The organism is Streptomyces sp. NPDC104381 (assembly GCF_055583745.1).
On the sequence record NZ_JBVJNK010000005.1, the window covers coordinates 102916 to 126784 of the forward strand.

At 72.3% G+C, this 23869-nt stretch carries 21 protein-coding genes and 1 riboswitch; of the genes, 12 read left to right on the forward strand and 9 right to left on the reverse strand.

Annotated elements, in window-relative coordinates:
- Positions 1-69 precede the first annotated feature (69 nt).
- From ACZ607_RS18255 to ACZ607_RS18265, 3 genes are all read left to right on the forward strand, one after another.
- Positions 70-738: a TetR family transcriptional regulator gene (locus ACZ607_RS18255; RefSeq protein ID WP_469735699.1), complete on the forward strand. Its 669-nt coding sequence runs from the start codon at positions 70-72 to the stop codon at positions 736-738.
- A complete protein-coding gene (locus ACZ607_RS18260; protein ID WP_469735700.1) occupies positions 735-1511 on the forward strand; it encodes an SDR family NAD(P)-dependent oxidoreductase in 777 nt (258 codons plus the stop codon). The genes ACZ607_RS18255 and ACZ607_RS18260 overlap by 4 nt, the downstream gene beginning before the upstream one ends.
- Positions 1512-1574: 63 nt before the next feature.
- On the forward strand, positions 1575-2615 hold the full coding sequence (locus ACZ607_RS18265; RefSeq protein WP_469735701.1) for an NAD(P)-dependent alcohol dehydrogenase: 1041 nt from the start codon (positions 1575-1577) through the stop codon (positions 2613-2615).
- 111 nt (positions 2616-2726) lie between these two features.
- Here the strand turns inward: ACZ607_RS18265 and ACZ607_RS18270 are convergent, their stop codons facing one another.
- Together ACZ607_RS18270 and ACZ607_RS18275 are read right to left on the reverse strand one after the other, a co-directional pair.
- Positions 2727-4220 (reverse strand): SulP family inorganic anion transporter, encoded by a 1494-nt coding sequence (locus tag ACZ607_RS18270; protein WP_469735702.1) that lies wholly within the window; start codon positions 4218-4220, stop codon positions 2727-2729.
- Between the two features lie 283 nt (positions 4221-4503).
- The gene (locus ACZ607_RS18275; RefSeq protein WP_469735703.1) at positions 4504-4899 is read right to left on the reverse strand and encodes a hypothetical protein; all 396 of its coding nucleotides are present in this window, start codon (positions 4897-4899) and stop codon (positions 4504-4506) included.
- 471 nt (positions 4900-5370) lie between these two features.
- On the opposite strand from ACZ607_RS18275, the gene ACZ607_RS18280 reads away from it, so the two are divergent.
- Entirely contained in the window at positions 5371-6561 is a 1191-nt protein-coding gene (locus tag ACZ607_RS18280; protein WP_469735704.1) for an AAA family ATPase, read from the forward strand.
- A 20-nt stretch (positions 6562-6581) separates the two neighbouring features.
- Positions 6582-8207, forward strand: a complete 1626-nt coding sequence (locus ACZ607_RS18285) for a VWA domain-containing protein (protein ID WP_469735705.1) — start codon at positions 6582-6584, stop codon at positions 8205-8207.
- On the opposite strand, the gene ACZ607_RS18290 is transcribed toward ACZ607_RS18285, so the two are convergent.
- From ACZ607_RS18290 to ACZ607_RS18305, 4 genes are read right to left on the reverse strand one after another with little or no spacing between them, the layout of a single operon-like run.
- Positions 8200-9069, reverse strand: coding sequence for an energy-coupling factor ABC transporter ATP-binding protein (locus tag ACZ607_RS18290; RefSeq protein WP_469735706.1), 870 nt, complete (start codon positions 9067-9069; stop codon positions 8200-8202). The genes ACZ607_RS18285 and ACZ607_RS18290 overlap by 8 nt on opposite strands.
- Entirely contained in the window at positions 9066-9815 is a 750-nt protein-coding gene (gene cbiQ / locus ACZ607_RS18295; protein WP_469735707.1) for a cobalt ECF transporter T component CbiQ, read from the reverse strand. Before cbiQ ends, ACZ607_RS18290 begins: the two co-directional genes overlap by 4 nt.
- A 4-nt stretch (positions 9816-9819) precedes the next feature.
- Complete coding sequence (locus ACZ607_RS18300; protein WP_469735708.1) at positions 9820-10176, reverse strand: energy-coupling factor ABC transporter substrate-binding protein; 357 nt, start codon at positions 10174-10176, stop codon at positions 9820-9822.
- Complete coding sequence (locus ACZ607_RS18305; RefSeq protein ID WP_099175598.1) at positions 10173-10883, reverse strand: energy-coupling factor ABC transporter permease; 711 nt, start codon at positions 10881-10883, stop codon at positions 10173-10175. The genes ACZ607_RS18300 and ACZ607_RS18305 overlap by 4 nt, the downstream gene beginning before the upstream one ends.
- Positions 10884-10913: 30 nt before the next feature.
- A riboswitch (cobalamin riboswitch) is annotated at positions 10914-11096 on the reverse strand.
- Positions 11097-11286: 190 nt separating this feature from the next.
- On the opposite strand from ACZ607_RS18305, the gene ACZ607_RS18310 reads away from it, so the two are divergent.
- Positions 11287-11742 (forward strand): hypothetical protein, encoded by a 456-nt coding sequence (locus ACZ607_RS18310; protein ID WP_469735709.1) that lies wholly within the window; start codon positions 11287-11289, stop codon positions 11740-11742.
- A gap of 13 nt (positions 11743-11755) precedes the next feature.
- Positions 11756-13345, forward strand: coding sequence for a caspase, EACC1-associated type (locus ACZ607_RS18315; RefSeq protein WP_469735710.1), 1590 nt, complete (start codon positions 11756-11758; stop codon positions 13343-13345).
- A 40-nt stretch (positions 13346-13385) separates the two neighbouring features.
- On the opposite strand, the gene ACZ607_RS18320 is transcribed toward ACZ607_RS18315, so the two are convergent.
- Positions 13386-14201, reverse strand: a complete 816-nt coding sequence (locus tag ACZ607_RS18320) for a class I SAM-dependent methyltransferase (RefSeq protein WP_469735711.1) — start codon at positions 14199-14201, stop codon at positions 13386-13388.
- Positions 14202-14450: 249 nt separating this feature from the next.
- Between ACZ607_RS18320 and ACZ607_RS18325 the strand changes: the two genes are divergently transcribed.
- Both ACZ607_RS18325 and ACZ607_RS18330 read left to right on the forward strand, forming a co-directional pair.
- A complete protein-coding gene (locus tag ACZ607_RS18325; RefSeq protein WP_469735712.1) occupies positions 14451-15107 on the forward strand; it encodes a response regulator in 657 nt (218 codons plus the stop codon).
- Between the two features lie 205 nt (positions 15108-15312).
- Positions 15313-16332, forward strand: coding sequence for an SDR family NAD(P)-dependent oxidoreductase (locus tag ACZ607_RS18330; protein WP_469735713.1), 1020 nt, complete (start codon positions 15313-15315; stop codon positions 16330-16332).
- Here the strand turns inward: ACZ607_RS18330 and ACZ607_RS18335 are convergent.
- Positions 16313-17692 carry a M64 family metallopeptidase gene (locus ACZ607_RS18335; RefSeq protein ID WP_469735714.1) on the reverse strand — a complete coding sequence of 460 codons (1380 nt, stop codon included), beginning with the start codon at positions 17690-17692 and terminating at the stop codon, positions 16313-16315. The genes ACZ607_RS18330 and ACZ607_RS18335 overlap by 20 nt on opposite strands.
- 327 nt (positions 17693-18019) lie before the next feature.
- Between ACZ607_RS18335 and ACZ607_RS18340 the strand changes: the two genes are divergently transcribed.
- Complete coding sequence (locus ACZ607_RS18340; protein WP_469735715.1) at positions 18020-19441, forward strand: helix-turn-helix domain-containing protein; 1422 nt, start codon at positions 18020-18022, stop codon at positions 19439-19441.
- Positions 19442-19468: 27 nt separating this feature from the next.
- Here ACZ607_RS18340 and ACZ607_RS18345 read toward each other — a convergent pair whose 3' ends face one another.
- The gene (locus ACZ607_RS18345) at positions 19469-21517 is read right to left on the reverse strand and encodes an ATP-binding cassette domain-containing protein (protein WP_469735716.1); all 2049 of its coding nucleotides are present in this window, start codon (positions 21515-21517) and stop codon (positions 19469-19471) included.
- Between the two features lie 499 nt (positions 21518-22016).
- Here ACZ607_RS18345 and ACZ607_RS18350 point away from each other — a divergent pair, with 499 nt between their 5' ends.
- Both ACZ607_RS18350 and ACZ607_RS18355 read left to right on the forward strand, forming a co-directional pair.
- Positions 22017-22763 carry an RNA polymerase sigma factor gene (locus ACZ607_RS18350; RefSeq protein WP_469735717.1) on the forward strand — a complete coding sequence of 249 codons (747 nt, stop codon included), beginning with the start codon at positions 22017-22019 and terminating at the stop codon, positions 22761-22763.
- Positions 22760-23836, forward strand: coding sequence for a CU044_5270 family protein (locus tag ACZ607_RS18355; protein WP_469735718.1), 1077 nt, complete (start codon positions 22760-22762; stop codon positions 23834-23836). The genes ACZ607_RS18350 and ACZ607_RS18355 overlap by 4 nt, the downstream gene beginning before the upstream one ends.
- Positions 23837-23869 lie beyond the last annotated feature (33 nt).

Consider the following 23869-nt stretch of genomic DNA (forward strand, 5'->3'; position numbering starts at 1 on the left):
CCCCTCGTGCGTCAATGTCCCGGCGCGACACATGTCCCACTGGGACATTTAAAGGTGTACGGTGAATCTATGAGTTCGACAGGAAGCAGCCCGGACCGGCGCGGCCGCAAGGCGCGCAGGACCCGGGACACGCTGGCGCAGAGCGCGTTCGATCTTGTACTCGAACGCGGTCTGCGGGATGTGACGGTCGAGGAGATCGCGCAGGCGGCCGACGTGGACCGGCGCACCTTCAGCCGGTACTTCCCGAACAAGGAGGCCGCCGTCCTCGACGCAGTGCGGGGCGACGGCGAAAGGATCAACCGAGCGCTCCGCGAGCGCCCCCCGGCCGAGCCGCCGCTCACCGCCTACCGCCGTGCCGTCCTCGACTGGCTCGACGACACGGAGGCGCGGCCCTGGCATCTGCGGCCACGCATCTTCGACCTGCTGGTCATGGCCGAGGAGGAACCCACTCTGTACGCGGCGTACCACCACATCCGGGTGGACGCCCAGGAGGAGTCGGTGGCGATTCTCGCGGAGCGGCTCGGTGTCGACCCACGACGGGACCTCCGGCCCGCCGTGGCCGTCGCCGCGGGAGCCGGAGCGCTCCTCGCGGCCCAGGCGGCATGGGTACGGGGCGGCCGGCCGGCCGCCCTGCCCGAATTCGTCGTACACGCATTCGACGCCCTCTCCGCAGACCTGCTGGAATCCCGGCAGGACGGGCCGGCGCCCCACAGCACCACGCAAGGAAGTACCTCATGAGCACCAACCTCCCCACCGCCCCCGAGGCGGAGTTCGCCGGCAGGACCGCCCTCGTCACCGGCGGCGCCTCCGGCATCGGCCTCGCCCTCTCCCGGCGGCTCGCCGCGGGCGGCGCGGCCGTCGTCGTCGCCGACTACGACGAGGAGAGCGCCCGCAGGGCCGCCGACGAGCTGACCGCCACCGGCGCCCGCGCCGCCGCGGTCGCCCTCGACGTCACCGACCCCGCCTCCGTCGAGGCCGGTGTACGGTTCGCCGTCGACACCTTCGGCGCCCTGCACCTCGCCGTGAACAACGCCGGCATCGGCGGTCCCTCGCAGCCCACCGGCGCCTACGGGATCGACGACTGGAACAGGGTCGTCGCCACCAACCTCAGCGGCGTCTTCTACTCGATGCGCTACGAGCTCCCGGCCCTCCAGGCGGCGGGCGGCGGCGCCGTCGTCAACGTCTCGTCGATCCTCGGCACCAACGGCTTCGCGAACTCCCCGGCCTACGTCGCCGCCAAGCACGGCGTCGTCGGCCTCACCAAGACCGCCGCACTCGAGTACGCGGCACAGAACATCCGTATCAACGCGGTCGGCCCCGGCTTCATCGACACCCCGCTGCTCCGCGACACCGACGGACCCGCCCGCGACCACCTCGTCTCCCTGCACCCGGCGGGCCGCCTCGGCACGTCGGAGGAGGTCGCCGAAGTCATCGCCTTCCTGCTCTCCGACCGCGCCTCCTTCATCCACGGCAGCTACCACCTGGTGGACGGCGGCTACTCCGCTCCCTGATCCCCGAGTGGCGCACCGCCACCACGAGGGCCACAAAGGAAGTACGGAGAACGAAGGAGAGACATGAAAGCCGTCCAGTACCGCACCGTCGGCGCCGCCCCCGAGGTCGTCGAGATACCCGAGCCCGTGGCGGGGCCCGGCCAGATCCTGCTGAAGGTCAGCGCCGCGGGCGTCTGCCACTCGGACATCGCCGTGATGAGCTGGCCCGCCGAGGGGTTCCCCTACGAGCTGCCGCTCACCCTCGGCCACGAGGGCGTCGGTACGGTCGCCGCCCTCGGCGACGGCGCCGAGGGCGTCTCGGTGGGGGACGCGGTCGCCGTCTACGGCCCGTGGGGCTGCGGCACCTGCGTGAACTGCGCGGAAGGCCGGGAGAACTACTGCCTGCGCGCCGCCGACCTCGGCATCAACCCGCCCGGGCTCGGCAACCCGGGCGCCATGGCCGAGTACATGATCGTCGACGACGCCCGGCACCTGACGCCCATCGGCGACCTGGACCCGGTCAAGACCGTCTCGCTCACGGACGCGGGCCTCACCCCGTACCACGCGATCAAGCGCTCGCTGCCGAAGCTCACCCCCGGCGCCACCGCCGTGGTCATCGGCACCGGCGGACTCGGCCACGTCGCCATCCAGCTGCTGCGCGCCATGACCGCCGTACGGGTCATCGCGCTGGACGTCACCGAGGAGAAGCTGGCGCTCGCCCGGACCGTGGGCGCGCACGAGGTGGTGCTGTCCGACGAGAACGCCGCCGCGAAGGTCCGCGAACTCACCGGCGGCATCGGGGCGGAGGTCGTCCTCGACTTCGTCGGCGCCGAGCCGACCGTGAAGACGGCCGGAGCGGTCGCCTCCGTCGACAGCGACGTCACCATCGTCGGGATCGGCGGCGGCCTGCTGCCCGTCGGATTCGGCGTCCTGCCCTTCGCCACGTCGGTCTCCGCGCCGTACTGGGGTTCGCGCAGGGAACTGGCCGAGGTCATCGAGCTCGCCCACGCCGGCGCCGTGGACGTCCACGTCGAGACGTACTCCATCGACGAGGCACCGCTCGCCTACGAGCGGCTGCACGCGGGCAAGATCAACGGACGCGCCGTCATCCTGCCCAACGGCTGACGCCGCGCGGAACGGCTCGCCGGGACGCCTTCGGAAGGCACCCGGCGAGCCGTTCGCGCATCCGGACCGCACCCGGCCCGGGTGGTCGGGCCGCGCTGCCGGCCCGCGCCCTCAGGGGCCGGCCGGAGCCGCCTCCACCACATCCGTCCGGGTCAGCCGCACGGGCTCCGTCCCCGACGCGCTGTGCCGCTCCGCCCAGTTTTCCAGAGCCGTACGGCAGGCGTGGTCCAGATGGTGCAGCCCGGACAGGTCCAGCGCGATGGGCCGGTCCGTGGGCAGGGACTCCAGGCTGTCGAGTATCTTCGGCAGCCGCAGGAAGGTCGCGTTGCCCGACAGCCGGGCCCGCACGAGATCGCCGGTGCTGTCGACGACCTCCAGCTTGATGTGCGAGGCGTCCCAGGCGGCCTTGGCCACCGACAGGGCGAGACCGGTCAGCACACCCTCGAACATGTTCACCGTCACGATCGCCACGGCCGTGACCACCAGGATCAGCGCCTCGCCGCGGTGTTCACGCCACAGCACCACCAGCGCGCGCAGCGGGATCAGCTTCCACCCCGCGTGGATGAGGATGCCGGCGAGGGCGGGCAGCGGGATGAGCTCCAGCGCGGACGGCAGGAGCGCCGCGAACAGCAGCAGCCACACCCCGTGCAGCACCCGGGACGCCTTCGTCCGCGCACCCGCCTGTACGTTGGCCGAGCTGCGCACGATGACCGCGGTCATCGGCAGCGCCCCGAGGAGCCCGCACACGGTGTTGCCCGTGCCCTGGGCCATCAGCTCCTTGTCGTACTCGGTACGCGGACCGTCGTGCAGCCGGTCCACCGCGGCCGCGCTGAACAGGCTCTCCGCGGAGGCGATCAGGGTGAAGGCGGCCACCGTGCCGAGCAGGCTCAGGCTCGCCAGCCCGCCGAACTCGGACAGCGCGGGGGCCTGGACGGCGTCGAGCAGGCCCTGGACCCGAACCGTCTCCACCGGCAGGCCGAACGCCCACGAGACGAGGGTGGCCAGGACGACCGCGGCGAGTGCGCCGGGAACGGCCCGCACCCGCTTCGGCATCCTGGACCATCCCACCATCAGGGCGATGGTCGCGGCGCCGACCGCGAGCGAGGTGAGAGCCGCGGGACTGGACACGGTGTCAACCAGCAGCCCCGGAACGCCGGCCACCTTGCCCGTGCCGGTGAGCGGTGCCTCGACGCCGGCGGCCGCGTAGAGCTGACCCGCGATGAGGACGAGCCCGATGCCCGCGAGCATGCCCTCGACGACCGAGACGGAGATGGCGCGGAACCAGCGGCCGAGCCGCAGCGCGCCCATGACCAGTTGCAGGAGCCCCGCCACCAGCACGATCACCCCGAGCGCCGGCAGCCCGAAGGACTGGACGGCCTCGAAGACGAGCACGGTGAGACCGGCGGCCGGCCCCGACACCTGGAGGCTGCTGCCGCGCATCGCGCCGGTGACGAGACCGCCCACGATGCCGGTGATCAGCCCCAGTTCGGCCGGGACGCCCGAGGCGACGGCGACGCCCACGCACAGCGGCAGGGCGACGAGGAAGACGACGAGTGACGCGGCGAAGTCCTGCCGCAGGTGGGGAAACGCGGTGACCCGGTCCATGGCGGCCCTCATCCCGTGCGGAAGGGGGCCGAGCGCACGTCGCCGGGCGGGGGCGCCCAGCCGCTGCTGTCGCCGCCGCGTAGGACTTCGGACGGGGAACGATCGACGGGGGAATGCATACCAGTGGTACCTCCTGGCGCGCCGGAGGGCGGCGCGTCGGCATACGTACGAGAAATGACGGGCTGTGAGGGCAGCGCGACATGACCCCGTGCCGGTCGGGTCCCTCAGGACGGAAGCGGGGACGGAGGCAGGGGGAGCGGAAGGCCGGGCGCTGCGGGGCAGCTCAGCAGCGGAACACCTGCAGGGCGGGGGAGGAGTGCGCCGTGGTCGATCTGGAGGAGTGGTGGGCGCTGCCCATCGCGGCGACGGCCGCCGGTGCGAGCATCCCGCCGGCGTCACCGGCGACCACGGAACGCGACGGTGTGTCAGGGCCGGGCACGGTCGCCGAGCGATGGCGGTCACGCTGGCGCAGAAGACCGTTCGACTCGCCCCCGCGATCGGAGGTGCCGCACGTGCCGTACTCCCCGTGCGTCTCTCCCACGGGGGCGTTCGGGAGAGCACCGGCCGCCCGGATACCCGGGGCGGAGGAATGGGCGTGCGCCGACGATGTGCCGGGCTGCGGCGCCAGGAGGAAGCCCATCAGGAACGCGAGTACGAACCGGACCGCCGCTCCGCGCACCCTTCACCTCCTCGTGGCCTTCATCCCTCCTTCGGGACGCTAACAGGCCCGAGGGCTTATGAAGTTAACCCTTTGTGAAGAGTCCGAAAGTCGATGCCCATCGAGCCGAATTGTGTGACGGAGCACGTCCGGTTCTCAGTATTCGACACCATCCCCGCTGGTGGGGCGGGGCGCATGCCGGTGGCGTTTCACATGGCATATTCGTACAGTGGTTCGGCCTGTGGGAGTTCGGGGCGACTCCGTGACGAATTCGCGGGCCCGGGCGCGGCCATTCCCGTTCCGACGCTCATCGCCGTGATTTCCCCGGTGATTTCGGCGCGTGCCGTCACTTCGTGAATGCGGTGGTGCTGCCCGGCCCCCGCCCCCGCCCTTTCGGAATCCGGCCGGGCCCGGCTCGGCATAATGAGGGCGGGGGCGGGGCGGCTCCGTAACGCATCGGCCCCGGGCGGGATCACGAGCAGGGAGACGGCGATGGGCGCACAGGACACGGCGGAGCGGCTGCGGGCGATCACCGCCGAGCTGTCCGGGCGGTTCTACGAGCGGGACGACGTCATACGGACGCTCGCGGTGGCGATGCTGGCCGGTCAGCACGCGCTGCTGCTGGGACCTCCCGGCACCGCGAAGTCGGAGCTCGCGCGGGAGCTGACGGGCCGGATCGAGAGCGCGAACTACTGGGAGATCCTGCTCAGCAAGTTCACCGCGCCCACCCGGATGTTCGGCCCGATCGACGTGGGGGCGCTGAGCCGCGGCGAGTACCGGCAGATCTTCGACGGGCGGGCGACGACCGCGCACATCGCGTTCATCGACGAGATCTTCAAGTGCTCGACCGCGGCCCTGAACGAGACCCTCGGGCTGCTCAACGAACGCGTCTACCACCCGGAGAACGGCGGCGAGCCCATCCACTGCCCGCTGATCAGCGCGATCACCGCCTCCAACGAACTGCCCACCGGCGACGACAGCGCCGCGATCTACGACCGACTGCTGGTACGGCTGGAAGTGGGCTACCTCGCCGACCCCTCCAACTTCGCCGGCCTGGTGCGCTCCGCCGTCGCCGCGCCCGCCGCCACCGCCCGGACCACGGTGGAACTGTCCGAGCTCCGGCGGGCCGTGACCGACGGCGTCCCGGCCGTGGCCGTCCCGGACGCGATCGTGGACGCCGTCTGCACGCTGCGCGCCGCCCTGCGTCGCAAGGAACTGATCGCCTCCGACCGCCGCTGGCGCCAGTCGGTCAGGCTGCTGCAGGCCAGCGCCTTCCTGGACGGTCGTGACGCGGTGGACCGCAACGACCTGTCCGTGCTCACCCATGTGCTGTGGGACTCGCCCGCCGAGCGTCCCACCGTCGAGCGCGAGGTCCTGCACCTGGTGAACCCGGACGCCAGGGAAGCCCTCGACCTCGCGGACGCCATCGAGGAGCTGGAGGCCGAACTCGACGCGAAGGCGGGCCAGTCCCGCGAGGCCCTGGCCGACTGGGCGATCAGGGAAGCGATGACCAAACTCAACATGGCCGGCAAGAAGCTGGAGCGGCTCCGCGGGGAGGCCGAGACCGCCGAGCGCTCCACCACCGCCGTCGAGCGTGTGATCATCCTCCAGCGCGCCGTCCACGCCCGGGTCCTGACCGAGGCGCTCGGGGTGGACGCGAGCATCGTGCAGGCCCAGCTCTGAGGGGGGCGGGGGACACGACCATGGGCGGGGCACTGAAGGACCTCACGGAGCTCACGGACCGGGCCGGGAAGTGGCTCGGCACGGCCGCCTCCGGTGCCGAGCGGGGGCGGGCGACCACCGCGGTGGCCGCCGACCGGTTCGACACGATGGCCTGGCGCGACGCCTGCGCCGCGACCACCGGGCTCCGGCACCTCGCACACGCCCTGAACCAGCGCCACGACCACACCGAGGACCTGCTCACCGACGCGTTCCTGGCCGCCTACAAGGTCAGCCCTCAGGTACGCGACCGGGCCGCCATGGACCCCTCACGGCTGGTCAACCACCAGGTGATCACGGCCATGACCGGCAGCCCGGAATTCGCCGAGCTGCACCGCGAGACGTCCGGCGACCCCTACGCCGCCGCCACGGCCGTACTCGCCCAGGCCGACGCCCTGCGCGCCATGCTGGAGCGGGCCGAGGACGCCGCCGGGCAGATCCGGCGCGCCGAGGCCACCCGGGACGAGGCCGAGCGGGCGGCCTCCGAGGTCGCGGGGGCGCTCCAGCAGGCCGCCGAGGAGGCGGACCAGGACGGCACGGTGCCGGACGGGCCGGCCGACGCCCTCGCCCAGGCGATCGAGAGGGCCGAAGCCGCGGACGCCGCCGCACGTCAGGCCGCCACGGAAGCGGGGCAGGCACTCGCAGCGGCGGCCCCCGGCATCCGTGCCGCCGCCCGGAGCGGCAGCGCCAGGGCGGCCGAGCAGTCCCGCGACGAGTCCGAGCTGATGCGCGCGTGGGGTGTCGGCCCGGGAGAGCTGGAGCGGATGCCGTTCGGCCGGCGGGCCCAGCTCGCCGAGCGGCTGCGCTCGGGCCGGCTGGGCCCGTTCGCCGACCTCATCGGCCGGTTCCGGCAGATGGCCGCCGGGGAGAACGCCCGCAGGATCGAACAGGCCCGGGGCGAACTGGTCGGGATCACCCTGGGCGACGACCTCTCCCGGGTCATCCCCTCCGAACTGGCCAACCTCGGTGTACCGGCCATGAGGAGCGTGTTCGCCGCGAAGTACGCCGAGTCACGGCTGATGCTGTACGACAGCCGGGGAGAGCAGACCACGGGGAAGGGCGCCGTCATCGCGTGTGTCGACTGCTCCAACTCCATGAGCCGCCCCGGCCCCGGCGGGATCACCGGCGAGGCGTGGTCCAAGGCGTGCGCCCTGGCCCTGCTGGACCAGGCCCGCCGGACGCAGCGCGACTTCGTCGGCATCCTGTTCTCCTCCGCCGAGTCCCTGAAGGTGTGCCGCTTCCCGGCCTCCGGGCCCGCCGCCATCGAGGACGTACTCGACTTCGCCGAGCACTTCTTCGGGGGCGGAACCAACTACCGGGCGCCCCTTTCGGCGGCGGTCGGGCTGCTGGAGAAGGAGTACAACGACGACGGCCGCAGGCGCGGCGACATCGTGATGATCACCGACGGGGAGTGCGATGTCACCGAGGGGTGGATGCGCGGCTGGAACGAGGCCAAGCACACGCTCGGCTTCCGCTCCTTCGGACTGGCGGTCGGCGTCCCGCAGGCCACCGCCCCCGGCACGGTCCTGGACGCCCTGTGCGACAACCTCCGCAGCATCGAGGACCTGACCGACGTCCATGCCGCCGGGGACCTCTTCCGGGTCATCTGACCGGCCGGCCGCCTCCGGGCCGTCCGACCGTGTCCGGGACGAAGCCGGCGAGCTGCTCGGCGGTACGGGGGCCGGGCGCCGTGGAGTCCAGCAGTCCCTGCGCGCGCAGCAGCGAGGCACTCGCGACGCCCCACGGCAGCCGCAGCCCCGCCTCCCGCAGGAGATCCGTACGGGCGAGCATCGTGGGCGCCGGCCCGGCACGGACACCCGAGGGCGTGAGCAGCGCGGCGTCGTCGGCCCACCGCAGGGCGAGGTCGACGTCGTGGGTGGCCATCATGACCGTGGTGCCGCTGTCGCGGAGTGTGCCGAGGGTGGCCAGCAGCCTCTCCTGGCCGTCCGGGTCGAGCCCGGCCGTCGGCTCGTCCAGGATCAGCACACGGGGCCTCATCGCGACCGCGCCCGCGATGGCGGCACGTTTGCGCTGCCCGTAGGAGAGCAGATGGGTGGGCCGGTCCGCCAGCGCACCGATGTCGAGTGCGGTGAGCGCCTCGTCCACCCGCGCCCGCACCTCGGCGTCCGGCAGGCCCAGGTTCAGCGGCCCGAACGACACGTCCTGGAAGACGGACGCGGCGAACAGCTGGTCGTCGGGGTCCTGCACCACCAGCTGGACCGTGGTGCGCAGCCGGGTCAGCCCCTTGCGGTCGTACGTCACCGGGCGCCCCTCGACGCTCAACTGCCCGTCGCGCGGCCGCAACCCGCCGCTGAGCAGCCGCATCAGCGTGGTCTTCCCGCTGCCGTTCCGGCCGAGCAGGGCGAGCGCACGCCCGGCACGCGCCTCGAAGTCGAGGCCGCTGAGCACGGTGGGGCCGTCCTCGTACGCGAAGGACGCGCCCCGCAGGGACAGCAGCACGGGGTCGCTCATGACAAGGGCCTTTCCAGGGCGAGGGTCAGGACGGTGAGGGCCGCGAGCAGGGTGACGCTCACGGACACGAACCGGACGGAGACACGGGCGTCGGGCACCAGGACGCGCAGGGTCCCGTCGTAACCGCGCCCGGCGAGCCCGGCCTGGAGGCGGGCCGCACGGTCGAAGGCCCTGACGAAGGCGGTGGCGCCCAGCCCCGCCAGCGAGCGCCAGGCGGCGGCCCGGGTGGTGTGCCCGAGCCGGGCCGCCTGCGCCTCCCGGATCCGGCGCACCGAGTCCAGGAGCAGGAAGCTCATGCGGTACGTCACCAGCGCGACATCCACCACCGGCGCGGGCACCCCCGCCCTGACCAGGCGGGGCAGCAGATCGGACATCGGAGTGGTGAAGGCGAACAGCAGCACCCCGAGGGACGCCGCCGACGTGCGCAGCAGCAGCTCCCCGGCGCGTACCGGCCCGCCGTCCGCCAGGGCCACGAACCCGCCCGGCCCGCCCACCTGCACGAGCAGGGTGACCGCGCCGGTGACACAGAAGCCCAGGGGAACCCGGTACGCGCGCCACAGCTGACGGGCGGGCACACCGGCCGGCCCCAGCAGCACGGCGACGGCGGTGAGGAGGACGAGGGCGGCACCGGGCCACGGCGGCAGCGAGATCGCCAGAACGGTGAGACCCAGACCGAGCACGGCCTTGTCCACGGGATGGCGGCGGCGCCAGCGAGAGCTGTGCGCCGCCGCGTCGATCGGCAGCACGCGCTCAGTTCCCCCGGGCCGCGGACTCCCCGACGGCATCGCCGTCCTGCCGCACGGCCGCCCGCAGCTCGCCCTGACGGCGCCCGCGCCGCAGGCCGAAGTAGTAGGCGAGGACGCCCGCGCCGAGCGCGGCCTGCAGGGCGAACAGCGCCGACTCGATCTCGCCGGACGGCGGTTCGTACAGCGGGGAGAACCAGGGCTCGTAGTCGGGGTCGATCTCGGTGATCGCCGTCTCGGCCTGGGCGTCGGCCCCCGTGAACGGCTCCTTCTCGCCGTCGCCGAGGCCGAGGGCCAGCGGCAGGACGGCCAGCGCGGCCACCACGACCAGCAGAAGGGCGTTGATCTTCGTGTTCCTGTTCATCGGGCCACCGCCTCGGTCTCGGCCGTCCTGGTCCGGTTCTGCCTGCCCGAGAGGAACACGCCCAGCCGGGTCAGATCCCCCTTGCTGGACTGCACGAGGAGTCGCATGACCAGCACCGTCAGAAGCCCCTCGCTCACCGCGAGCGGGATCTGTGTGACCGCGAAGATGGAGCCGAACTTGCCGAGCGCGCCCAGGAACCCGCTGCCCGGGTCCGGGAAGGCGAGCGCCAGCTGCACGCTGGTGACGCAGTAGGTCGACAGGTCGGCGACGAACGCGCCGAAGAACACCGCCACCATCAGCGGTACGTCGTACCGGCGGAGCAGCTTGTAGACCGCGTACCCCGCCCAGGGGCCGACGATCGCCATCGAGAAGACGTTGGCGCCCAGCGTGGTCAGACCGCCGTGGGCGAGCAGGAGCGCCTGGAACAGCAGGGTGATGGTGCCCAGCACCGCCATGATCGGCGGACGGAACAGGATGGCCCCCAGACCCGTACCCGTGGGATGCGAGCAACTCCCGGTCACAGAAGGGATCTTGAGAGCGGAAAGTACGAACGTGAAGGCCCCGGAGGCCCCCAGGAGCAGCGTGCTCTCAGGGTTCTCCCTGACCTCACGCGTGAGTGACCGGACTCCGTGGACGACGAACGGCGCGGACGCGACACCCCAGGCGATCGCGTGCGCCGGAGGCAGAAAACCCTCGGCTATGTGCATGGCTCAGCAGACCCTCTCCAGCACCTCGTGGATGGTTGAAGTGCCTTGGCCGGTCTCCTGGCTTACGGGTACCACCGCCCGAACTCCGCCTTCCCGGGTCACAAGGACCCAGTGGCTGCCCGCGAGGGCCGGAGCCGGACTTCCCGATCACAGTGGCGAGGGCCGCACCGGCATCACACCGATTTCCCGATCACCAAGGCGTGGTGACAGTAGTGCCAGGTGGGGGACGATGACAAGCGCGCCCGACACCCCTGGGAGAGGGCGGTCGAGCAGGCGGCCGACGGTGCGAGCCGCACCCCGGCGTATGACGTCGACCCGCCGCGTGTACGCGAATCGCCCCTGGCCGGGGTACCGCGGGGAAGTTTTGGCTACGCTGATCGCTCGTCGAGTACGTGGGGGCACAGTGAGCAGTACGGCGAGTCGGATCCGGGTGGTGCTCGAGGGCGGCCCTGACAGCGATCCGGAGGAACTGGAGTCGTGCACGCTCGCGTTGCGCGAGCACCTGCTGGAGCAGGAGTTCGACGGCGTCGTGCTGGAACGGGCGGGAGGGGCGCCGGAGGGAGCCAAACCGGGCGAGGTGATCACCCTGGGTGCCCTGCTGGTGACGGCGGCGCCGTTCGTGGTACGTAGTCTGGTGCACCTGCTGCACGCGTGGATCGAGAACCGGCCGGTCCGGAGGATCAGCATCACCGTGGGTGAGGACAGCCTGGAGGTGGAAGCCGTGTCATCGGCCGACCAGCGCCGACTGATCGAGGAGTTCATCTCCCGGCACACCCCATCGCGCAGCGCGGTGGAAACCGTGCCACGCCCGGGCCCGGACGCATCGGTGCCGCGATCCGGGACGGCCGAGCAAGTCTGAAGGGGGACACACGATGCCCGGGGGCCGGTTTGCCCTGCTCATCGCGACCGGTCGCTACGACACCCCCGGTCTGAGCCGATTGCGCTCGCCGGCGCCGGACGCCGAAGGTCTGGCCGAGGTGCTCAGCGACCCTCAGGTCGGTGACTTCGCCGTGCGGACGGTGATCGACGGCCGCCACGGCGAGGTGAGCCGGGCGATGGAGGAGTTCTTCCTCGACCGGAGCCGGGACGACCTCCTGCTGCTGCACCTGTCGTGCCACGGGATCAAGAACGACAACGGAGAGCTGTACTTCGCGGCGCGGGACACCGACCAGAAGCTCCTCGCCTCCACCGCCGTCTCCGGTTCCTTCCTGCAGATCCAGATGCGCCGGTGCCGGGCCCGGTCCATCGTCCTGCTCCTGGACTGCTGCTACAGCGGGGCCTTCCTGCACGGCACCAAGGGTGACACCACGGTCCACGTACGCGATGAACTGGCCGGGCACGGGCGTGCGGTCATCACGGCCACCAACCGCACCGAATACGCCTGGGAGGGCGATCACGTCAGCGCGTTGGAGCCGGGCAGGTCCAGGTTCACCGGAGCCGTGATCGAAGGCCTCCGCACCGGGGAGGCCGATCTCGACAGGGACGGGGCGATCAGTGTCCACGAGCTGTACGACTACGTCTACGAACGGATCCTCGCAGCCGGGGTGAGGCAGCGGCCGCAGATGTGGGCGGAACTCGAATACCGGGTGACCATCGCGAAGGCGGCGAGGACACAGAGGGTTTCAGCGCCGGAGCCGTCCCCGATCCTCGACCGGCTGGACCAGGTCACCTCCCGCTCCGATCTGGGGGAACAGCTGAAGGCTCTGAGGGCCAGGGCCGGAGAAGCCGACTGGCCACCGGCCGCGATGTTCGCCGTGGCGTTCGGGAAGGATGCCGTCGGCGCCACGGACGGGGGCCAGGGGGAGTCCACCGTCGAGCGGTGGCTGTCCGGCCGCGCCCTGCCCGCGCACTGGGCCGGTCTGGAGAACCTCGTCAGGGCACTGGGGGCAAGCCCGGAGGAGACGACCGCCTTCGGGGAGGCGTACCACTACCTCCGCGCCCTCGAGGCCCTGCCGACCGCACCGGAGGTCACGTCCCCGGCGAAGGCCGGTCCCGTACCGGAGGCCGGTCCCGTACCGGAGGCCGGTCCCGTACCGGTGGTCGAGTCTCCGGCGGAGGCCGAGTCCCCGGCGGAGGCCGAGTCGCCGGCGGAGGCCGAATCCGCGCCTGTGAGGAGACGGAGGGTCTACTTCCGTGACCAGGTGGTCACCCTCGCCGTCACTCTGCTGATCGCCGTTGTCGCGGCGGGATACATGGCGGCGCTGCAGGCCGACCCCGGGCCGTCCGTCGTCAGGATGGTCGTCTTCGGCGTGCTCGGTCTGCTCGTCGTCGTGGTCGCCTTCGCCGTGGGGATGGTCTCGACGGTCCCCACCAAGGAACAGATGACGACCCGTTCGGATCTGCCGGCGTCGCTGCTGCTGGTCGGATCCCCCCTCGCCCTGCTCGCGGGCCTGATCGTGCCGCCCCTGGCCGGCAGCGACGTCTACGGCCACTGGTTCGCGGACCTCGTCGGACTCCTCTGACGACGCCGGCGCTCGGCCGGCGGGACTTACGGAACACGCCCTACGGGCGGCGCCCCCAGGCGGAGACCATCGGGGCCGTCGCCAGGTCCAGCCGCCCGGTGGCGACGTTCGCCAGATGGCGGTCGATGTCCTCGTCGGTCGCGATGCCCGCCGCCACGAGCCGGCCCCGGATCTGCCGGACGGTCGCCGCCTCGAGCACGGTGCAGGCCGGCGAGGTGATCGGGAAGTAGGCATCCGCCCGTACGTCGTCCAGGCCGGCATCGCGCAGGAGCCGCGGCAGTGTCCGGCCGTACGCGAGATCGGCGCCGCGCGCCGCCATCAGTTCGCGGAACCCGGACCGCAGACGGTTGGCCAGCCGCTGTTCCGGCCCCGACTCGTCCGGGCACAGCAGGGGCTGAAGTCCCGGATCGGCGTCCTCCAGGAGCAGCACACCACCGGGCCGCAGCGCCTGGACCATGCGACGCAGCGCCTCGGCACGGTCGACGACGTGCACCAGGACCAGCCGGGCGTGCACCAGGTCGAAACCACCCGGCGGGGGAGGGTCGGCAGCGACGTCGTGGCGCAGGACCTCGACGACATCGGAGGCCGCCTCCTGGGCCCAGGACACGTCGATGTCCGTACAGACCACCCGCCCCGAGGCGCCGACGCGCTCGGCGAGACCCGTGGGGACGGAGGGGCCGCCGGCTCCGACCTCCCAGCACCGCATGCCCTCGGTGACGCCGATCCGGTCGACGTGCCGGAACGTCACCGGGTCGAACAGCTCGGCCAGCGCACCGAACCGGATGCCCGCCTCCGACTGCTGGTTGTCCAGCAGATATCCGTGCTCGGAGCCGTGCTCCGTACCGTGTTCCGCCATGCCCTGCCTCACCGTCCCTCGCCGCCCGCCGGACTCGAAGTCCACCACGTGGGGCCCACCCGGTGCCAACCCTGCCGACGGGCACGGGGTCCCTGCCGAGGTGGCCGCGGCGCTGATCATGACATGCTCCTGGGGCGGGGCATGGACAGATCATGAACGGCCCGGCCGCTCCGTGCGGCCGGCGGGAGGGACGGTGGGAGAGATGGCGGAGGCGGCGCATCCGGTGGTCGCGGCGGAGGCGGGGGCGTCATGACGATCCGCGTACTGATCGCTGACGACCAGGCCATGGTCCGGGCCGGCTTCGCGATGATCCTTTCCGCCGAGGACGACATCGAGGTCGTCGGGGAGGCCGCGGACGGGGTGCTCGCCGTGGAGCTGTCCGAGCGCCACCGGCCCGACGTGGTGCTGATGGACATCCGCATGCCGCGCATGGACGGTCTGGAGGCCCTGCGCAGACTGACCCGCCCCGGCACCGTGAATCCGCCGAAGGTCGTCGTGGTCACGACGTTCGACGACGACGAGTACGTCCAGCGCGCCCTGGGCGAAGGCGCCTCCGGTTTCCTGATCAAGGACTCCGGCCCCGCCCTGCTGGTCGAGGCCATCAGAGCGGCGGCCTCCGGCGAGGCGCTGGTGAGCCCGGCCATCACCGTCCGGCTGCTGCGGCGCCTCAACAACGCCGTGCCCGCGCCCAAGGAACCTCACACCGCGCTCTCCGCACGGGAGAAGGACCTGGTGCGTCTGGTGGCCAGAGGGCTGACCAACGCCGAGATCGCCACCGAACTGTCCATCTCGGTGGGCACGGTGAAGACCCACCTCGGCAATGTGCAGATGAAGCTCTCGGCCCGCAACCGTGTGGAGATCGCTGCCTGGGCCTGGGAATCCGGTCTGGTCGACGGGCGGGGATGAGCCCCGGCGGGACCGGGCCCAGGGGCAGGGGACGAGCACCCGGCCACCCGGCGCCGCCCTCCGTGTCGGAGCGGTGTCGGCGGCCCGGCGGAATCCGTAGGCGATACGTCGGTGGCCGGTGGAAACGTGGTCGGCGAGCTGCGCGGGGAGCGGTCACCGCCCTCCCGCAGCAGCACCGGCCTCGACAGCAAGGGATCCCGCCGCCATGCCGACCACCTCCTCCGCCCCGCCCTGGAACGTCCGGCGACTGCCCCGCGCCGACGGCCGCGTCTTCCTGGTCACCGGCGGCAACGCGGGCATCGGGTACTTCGTCGCGGAACAGTTGTCGGCGACCGGGGCCACCGTCGTGATCGGCAGCCGTGGCCTCGCCAGGGCCGAGGTCGCCATGGCCTCGATCCGCGCACGTGTCGCCGGTGCGCGCGTACGGGCCGTACGGCTGGACCTCGCCGACCTCTCGTCGCTCGGAGCGGTGGCGGACTCGCTGGAGGAGGACCGCCTCGACGCGGTGGTCCACAACGCGGGCGTCGCCCTCGACGACCCGCCGCGCGAGGAGACCGGAGACGGCCACGAGCTCATGTTCGGCACGAACCACCTCGGGCACTTCGCCCTGACCCACCGGCTGATGCCGCTGCTGTCGGCCGCGCCCGCCGCCCGCATCGTGACGATGGGCAGCTTCGCGGCGAAGTCCGAGCGGATCGACCTGGACGATCTGCGGTCCCTGAAGGACTACCGGCCCAAACGCACCTACGGGCGTTCCAAGTTGGCCCAGATGTACTTCGGCATCGAACTCGACCGCCGCCTGCGCGCCGCCGGCAGCACGGTGACGAGCGTGCTGGCACACCCCGGCGGTGCGCTGGACTCCCTGACCCCGTCACGACCACCGGTCCACGTGCGAACGGCCGGCACCCGGCTGGGTGCGGCCCCCGCGGCGCTTCTGCTCCAGGGCAAGGACGCAGGCGCGTGGCCCGCGGTCCGGGCAGTGCTCGATCCGGCGGTGGCCGGCGGCCAGTTGTGGGGACCGCGTGTCTTCGGCCTGCGAGGTGAGCCCCGGAGCGAACCCGTGTGGAACCACCTCGCCGACCCCGTCGTCGCGGCACGGCTGTGGGACGCGAGCCGCGATCTGACCGGGGTGGACCCCGGCCCCCGTCCTGGCCCCGGCCCTGGTCCCTGCTCTGGCCCCGTCCCAGCTCCCGTCCTCGGGCGGCTCAGGGACGGGTCGGTGTGACGTGACCCCCGCCGGGCCGGGCGGCCTCGACCGTCCAGGTCAGGCTCTCGGCGGTCTCGGCGCGGACCCGGGGGTCGCGGATCGAGGCGCTCAGGTCCACGGACCTGACCGTCACGGTGTGCGCCCTGCCGTCCGCGGCGACGCCCAGCCCGGCGGGTGTCACAGCGGTGAGCCCCTGCGCCCGCCTCACCTGCGCGCCGTCGACGTACCAGCGGAGCTCCGGCGCGGCCAGACCGGTGAGTTCGGCACGGGCGACCTCGATGGGAGCGCCCCTGAGGACCGTGCTGCCGGTCCTCGTCCCGCTGCTCAGCGCGTTGGCCTCGCGGTAGAAGCCGGCGATCATGGCCTCGCGCCCGGGGAGGTTGAAGTCCCTGACGTCCAGGGCCCGCATCAGGGAGTTGGAGGTCGGACGGTAGATCCCGTACGGGTAGTAGCTGCTGCCCTCGTACGTGCCGACGGTGCCGCCGGTGGGGTCGGCCTCGCCGAGCCACCGGTACCACTTGGTCCGGTCGGCGGCCATCTTCTCCGTGGTGAGGATGCTGGAGTTGATGTCGGGAAGCTCGCCGCCCGTCCAGGTGCCGTAACTGTCGTACGTGTACTCGTCCGCCAGGAGACCCACCGAGTGGCCGATCTCATGGGCGGCGATCATGCTCGACTGCGCGTTGTCCGAGGAGAGGGTCGAGACGCCGTCGAACGGATAGCCCCCCGCCTCCAGGCCCGAGTAGCCCGCGCCGCCGTACTTGGTGGAGTTGGACACGACCACCACCAGGTCGGCCTCGGGGGCCTTGGCGGCGTACGACGCGACCTTGTCGATGTCGGCGCAGATCAGGCGCTCGGTGTCCGAGCACCAGAAGTAGCTGCCGAGCGCGGTGTTCCTGGTGACATCGGCGGTGGGGTCACCGGTGATCCCGGACTCGGCGGACACCGCGTCGACGGTCCACACGTTCATCAGGCCCTGATAGCTGGCGTAGGGCTCGATGCCGGTGATGTCCCCCCACTTCGCCGCCGCCGCCGTGTGGAAGGCATCCTGCTGGTCCGCCGTGTAGCCGTCACCGATGATCACCACGTCGAGCCGGTCGGCCGAAGGGCCGGTCACGGACAGCTCGCCGACCTCTCCGTCCGTCGTGCCCGCGGGGGGCGCCGCGCTCCGGTTCGCCGCGCCGCCGGTCGCCGCCTCCGTGCTGACCGGGACCTCGGTCCGCCGGCCCTCGCCGCCTGGCTCGGGGAAGTACTCGACGGTGACGTGCGGCTCCTTCACGGCCTCCGGGTCCACGGCGGCCGCCGGAGCGGCGAGGGCGGTGCCGATCATCGCCGCGAGCGCGGCGCTCACGGATATGGCGGCAAGTTTCGTCCTGTGCATGTCAATCCTCACTCTGGTGTCCGGCTCGGAGGTGAAGTGGGGGGCGCTGGAGCGAGTGGTTCTGCCGGTGGCAGGGAGCGTGCCGGCCTCCCCGCGATCCGGGCCGTTCAAAACGTCGGTTGAATGCGCTTGAGTCGCCGTTTAACTTAGGCTGCTTCGAGGGAGCGCACAATGGCCCTGAGGGCGGGGGTTTTTGCTTCCGGGTAACCGATGGCTCCGCTGCCTCCCGGCCGACGGCTGAGGCGACGACCGGCGGCCCCACGGCTCGGCGGCCGGAGAGTGCGGGGCGGCCGGTGACCACCGGCGGACACAGGACGAGGGGCTGCCATGACGGGAACCAGCAGGGCGACGATCACCGGGGACGACGCCCCGGGCCGGCCGGGACGGGACCACGGCGATGCGCCGGACTCGCCCGCCGCGATCGGCCGCAGGCTGAAGCAGCTCCGTAAGGACCGTTCGCTGACCCAGCGTCAGCTCGCCGAGCCCGTATACACCTCCGCCTATGTCTCCACCCTGGAAGCCGGCAAGGTGCGGCCCTCCGAAGCCGCCCTCCGGCACCTCGCCGACCGGCTCGGCGTCGACTACGAGGAGCTCGCCACCGGCAGGCCGACCCATATCGCCACCGCTCTGAGGCTGCGACTGGCCGAGGCGCAGCGGGTCCTGGCCATGGAGGACGCCGCCGACGCCCGCGCGGCCTACGAGCGGATCCTCGGGCAGGCCGAGGAGTACGGGCTCCCGCAGGAACAGGCGGCCGCACTCGTGGGCCTGGGTGAATGCGCCCTGGAGACGGGTGAACTCGCCGACGCCCTGGCCCGGTTCGAGGCCGCCGAACACGCCCTGGCGGGCGAACCGCTGCCCGCCCGCGCGCGAGCGGTCCGAGGACGCGCGGTCGCCCACTACCTCGCGGGTGAACTGCGGTACGCCTGCTACCTGCTGGAAAGCGCCATCGACGCACTGAACACGTCAGGGCTGCACGACCCCGTCGCACTGCTCCAGCTCTACACGGCCTCGATCGCCCCGTACATGGACATGGGCGCCCATGCCCGCGCCGCGCAGGCCGCCGAACTCGCACTCGCCCTGGTGCCCCAGGTGACCGACCCCGCCCTGGTCGCCACCATGCACCGAACGGTGGCCCGCACCCTGATCGCCGAGGGAAGGGTCGACGCGGCCCGGACGTCGCTGACGCGGGCCACCGAGCTCTACCAGCAGTTGCAGATCCGTACCGAACTGGCCCACTGCCACTGGATGAGAGGCTACGTCTGCGCGCAGCACGACGACCTGGCGCAGGCGGAGACGGAACTGCGCACCGCGCACTCGATGCTGGTGTCCAAGCGGGCAGCCCTGTACGTCTCCCAGGTGGAGGTCGAGCTTGCCGACGTCCTGCGCAGGAGAGGGAAGCGCGCGGAGGCCGCCGAGCTCCTGGAGAGCCTGTTGGTCGGACTCCAGCCCGGCCGCGGCGCTCTGCACGCGGGTGGCGCCCACCGGCTGCTCGGGATGATCGCGGAGGAGGGCGGCGACGTCGAGGCCGCCGAGCGGCACTACGCCACCGCCCTCTCCCTGCTCGAACAGACGGGTGCCGCCGGGGACATCGCCGACATCTGCCGGCTGTTCGGCGACCTGATGCGCGGCGAGGGCCGGACGGAGGAAGCGCTCAACGCCTACCGGACCGGGCTCGGCCACCGCGCCGAACCCGGCACCACCACGCTCGGGCCCGCCCCCGCCCGGCCGCCGTTCGCCCCCTGGACCTGACGGAACCGCCTGCCCGGCACGGGGACCTCACTGCGGGCCGCTGCCCTCCGCCGGGTGAGGTGCCGGGGCGTGTCCGGTCTGCGAGGGGATCTGCGGGGCGACGGCCCCGTACTGGGCGGCCTGGGCGGTGAACATGCCCCGGTAGATGCCGTCGGGCCGGGTCATCAGCTGCTCATGGGTGCCTTCCTCGGCCACCCGTCCCTGATCGAGGACGTAGATACGGTCGGCGTTGGCCGTGGCCGCGAGCCGGTGGGTCACGAGAACGACCGCGTGGCCGCGCTCCGCGAGGGACCACAGGCCGTCGAACGCGGCGATCTCCGCGTGCGGATCGAGAGCCGAGGTGGGTTCGTCCACCAGGAGGAAAGGAGCTCCTCGGTACAGGCTGCGCGCCGTGCCGAGCTTCTGCCACTGCCCGCCCGAGAGCTGGACTCCGCGCTCGTAGCCCTTGTACACGATGGAGTCCCAGCCGTGCCGCAGGCCCTCGATCAGCTTGAGGACACCGGCGGACAGCGCGGCGGACTTCACCACGGACATGTCCCGGACGCGGTCACCGGCGCCGATCGCCACGTTCGCGGCAGCGGTCATCTCCCAGCGCGGGAAGTCCTGGGCGAGCAGCCCGACGTGGGCGAAGATCTCCGACCGGTCGGCGTCCTTGAGCTCGACCCGCTCGGAGCCGTCGGCGCCCTGCCACCACACCTGGCCCTCGGAGGGCAGCAGCAGTCCGGACAGCACCTTCGTCAGCGTGGTCTTCCCGGAACCGTTCGACCCGACCAGAGCGGTCACCTCACCGCGCCGGACCCGCAGGCTGACGTCCCGCACCGCGGGGGAGTCGGCCCCGGGATAGGTGTACGAGACGTCGTCCAGGCGGATCTGGTGGACACGGGCCGGCAGCGCGGTGCCGTTCGTGGGGATGGCGTTCTCGGTGGCCAGAGCGATGGCGTCCTCGGTGTCCGTGAGGAAGAGCAGCTCCTCGTAGAGCCGGTTGACCTGCTGGACCAGTGAGGTCAGCCGGGCGGTCGACGCGCGGATCGCGAGCACCGCGGTGCCGCCGACGGCGAGGGGCAGGGAACCGTCGGCCAGCAGCCACCACAGCACCCCGTAGCAGGCGAGCGACGCGACCCCCGCGAAGCCGCCGGCGACCAGGTCCGTGGAGGCCTGCGCGTGGGCGAGACGCCGCTGCTCCGCCTCGGTCTGGTGGGACATCTCCTCGTAGCTGTTCAGCAGCTTCGTCCCGGCGGCGTGCACGCGGATCTCGCCCTGCGCGTGCGGGCGGGTCAGGAAGCCCAGGAGCGAGGCGATGGCCCTGCGGTGGTCGATCCAGTGCAGCTTGGAGACGTACTCACGGCGTGCGGAACTGACCGCGCCCCACCCCTTGGGCAGGGCGATCACCAGCAGCATGGGCAGCAGCAGCCAGTGCAGCGACGCCAGGACGACGGCGGCCGCCACCATCGAGATGAGGACGTTGCCGACGCCCACCGACAGCATCAGCATGCTGCGGGCCGAGTCCGTACCGAACCGGCCCGCCTCCAGCACCCGTTGGACCTCGGGACGCTCCGTCGCCTCCAGCTCGACGCGGGTGACGGCCGTGTAGTAACGCGCCGAGACGGCGCGCTCCACCTGTGGCTCCAGCCGCCCCGACATGGCCGTCGACCACGCCGTCAGCAGGGCCGCGGCCACGGCGGTCGCCGCCAGTGCGGCCAGGGCCGGCAGGGCGTCGCGCAGCTTGTCGGCCGTCGGCCCCTCCGCGAACAGGTTCGTGAGGACGCTGTTGACCGCGACCAGTCCCCATGCCCCGGCCACCCCCTGCCCGAGCTGGGCGGCCACCACCCCGGCCATCGCCCGCCGGTCCGTCCGCCAGCCGGTACGGAGGACCAGGGCGACCATGCGCGGCAGCGCGGCCGCCATGTGCCGGAACGAGAGCCTGGTCAGCGGGCCCACATGACGTACGAAGGACTGGTCGTAGCGCAGACGGCCCCCGTACAGCTCGCGCTCCGCGTCCGAGATCGTCTCCTCGGCCTGCGTGTTCTTCGCGTCCTTGGTGTTCCGGCGGTCGCGGCGTGTGCCGGTGCGTGTCAACGTCGCTCCTTCCTGACGGTCGGTGGTCGATGGTCGGGATCGTCAGGTTCAACGAGCCCGCCGACTTTTCGAACACATGTCTTTCGGCCGAGTCCGGGATCCCGGTTCCACGCGGCCGCCGAAAGATGCGGGATGCATGGGCCCTTGCGCCGCAAGAGGCGGTCCACGAGTGGGTGTTGGCCGAAACGCCGTCGGCCGCGATACGCACGCACCGGCCGTCGCGAAGACGTCGCCCCCGGGGCCCGGGCGGAGCGGAAAGGCCCCGCTCCCGTGGAGTCGGTGACGGACGAAGAGATCAGCCTCGAATGCCCGGACAGTCGGGACGACTGGGTGACCGAACTCCAGGAGCCGGTGACCAAGCCCTGAGGTCCGTGGCCGGGAGGCCCTCCGCCTTCTCGCGCCGTGTGACCCCACGGTGTGGCGCGCGTCACCGGAACCCCGCCGCCGGGCCGGAGAGAAAGGAGGTGTGAGGTGTGATGAACAGGAAGAGCGGGAGCGCATGCGGGCACGGATCAGGGCGGGTGACCGAGAGGCGTTCGCCGCGCTCTACGAGGAGTACGCGCGGGCGGTCTACAACCACGCCTACCGGCTGACGGGCGACTGGTCGGCGGCCGAGGAGGTGTTGTCCGACACCTTCCTGGCCGCCTGGCGCACCCGTCAGGCCGTCGAGCCCGAAGGGGACTCACTGCGGCCGTGGCTGCTCGGCATCGCCACGAACAAGGCGCGCAACGCCAACCGCGGCAGAGGGCGGCGCCTGGCGTTCCTGGCCCGCCGTCCCGCGCCGGAGCCGGTGGCGGACATCGCGGACGCCACCGCCGGACGCGTCGACGACGCACGCCGGCTGGCCGCGGTCCAGCGGGCACTGGGCGGGCTCCGACGCCAGGAACGCGAGGTGCTGGTCCTCTGCGTCTGGTCCGGGCTGGACTACACCGAGGCCGCCGAGGCCCTGGGCGTCCCGGTCGGCACCGTACGGTCACGGCTTTCCCGTGCCCGCACCCGGCTGCGCCGGCTCACCGACGAGGAGCTCGGCCAGGAGCCGGACCGGCCCGCGAGGGACGCGCGAGCCGGGAAAGGGGAAGCGCGCACCGGAGAGCGGGAGACGCGATCCGTCGACACGGCCCGATCCGTCGACACGGCCCGATCCGTCGACACGGCCCGATCCGGCCGGGAACCCCGCCCGGGCCGCGGAGAGGTAGGGAGCAGGGCCGCGTTCGTGGCCCTGCCCATTCAGGAGGAAGCCCGATGAACGACCGTACCTCCGGCCCCGGGCGGGCCGAACGCGAGGAACTGGACCGGCTGCTGCCGGCCCCGGCCGAACGGGACCTGCCCCCGGGCCGTCATCTCCACCACAAGGACAACCTGATGCGTCTGATCGACCAGGACGGCGACCGCGCCCCCGCACGCCCCCGCCTCCCGCGCCCCGCGGTCCTGCTGCCCGTCGCCGGACTGGCCCTGGGCGGGGTGCTGCTCACCACGCTCGCCGTGACCGGCCAGGACAGTGCTCCGGCACCGTCCGCCGCGGGTACGGCCTCCACAGCACCGCGCGGAGCGGCCGTACTGCTCGACCGGATCGCCTCGGTCGCCGGGAAGAGCGACGAACAGACGGTCACCGGCGACCAGTTCGTGTACGTCAGGACACTGCAGTCCGGGAACGAGGGCGAGTTCGGCGGACCGGTGAAGTTGAGCGAGCCCGGCGAGCGCGAGGTCTGGATGTCGCAGCAGCCGGGGCCGGTGGTCGACGAGGGCCTGATCCACGAGGACGGCTCGTACGTCCCGATCACCGTCGGGGTCCCGGACGGCGAGACCCCCGTCGGCTACCCGGCGGGCCTCAACCGGCCGACGTACGCCTGGCTGGCCTCACTGCCCACCGACCCCGACGTCCTCCTCCGGCGGCTCGCCACCGAGATCACCCGGGACCAGGACGCGCGTGACACCCCGGCCGGGGACCGCGACCCGGACCAGGACGCCTTCGACGCCATCGGGGAACTGCTGCGGGAGACGGTGATGCCGCCGAAGACCGCGGCCGCGCTCTACAAGGCCGCGGCCAAGATCCCCGGTGTGTCCGAGGACCCCGACGCGGTGGACGCGGCCGGCCGGCACGGGATCGGCGTGGCCCGTGACGACACCCGGGCCGGCTGGCGTACGGCCTGGGTCTTCGACTCGACCACCCTGGAGTACCTGGGCGAGCGGAGCTACCTCATCCGGGACGCCGACATGGGCAGGAAGGGCACCTCGATCGGCGAGTCGGCCGTGCTGGAGCGCGCGGTCGTCGACGCACTCCGCGAGCGGCCGTCGGCCGGGAAGCCGTCGACGACCTGATCCGTCGACGAGCTGCCGGGGCGCGGCGAAGCG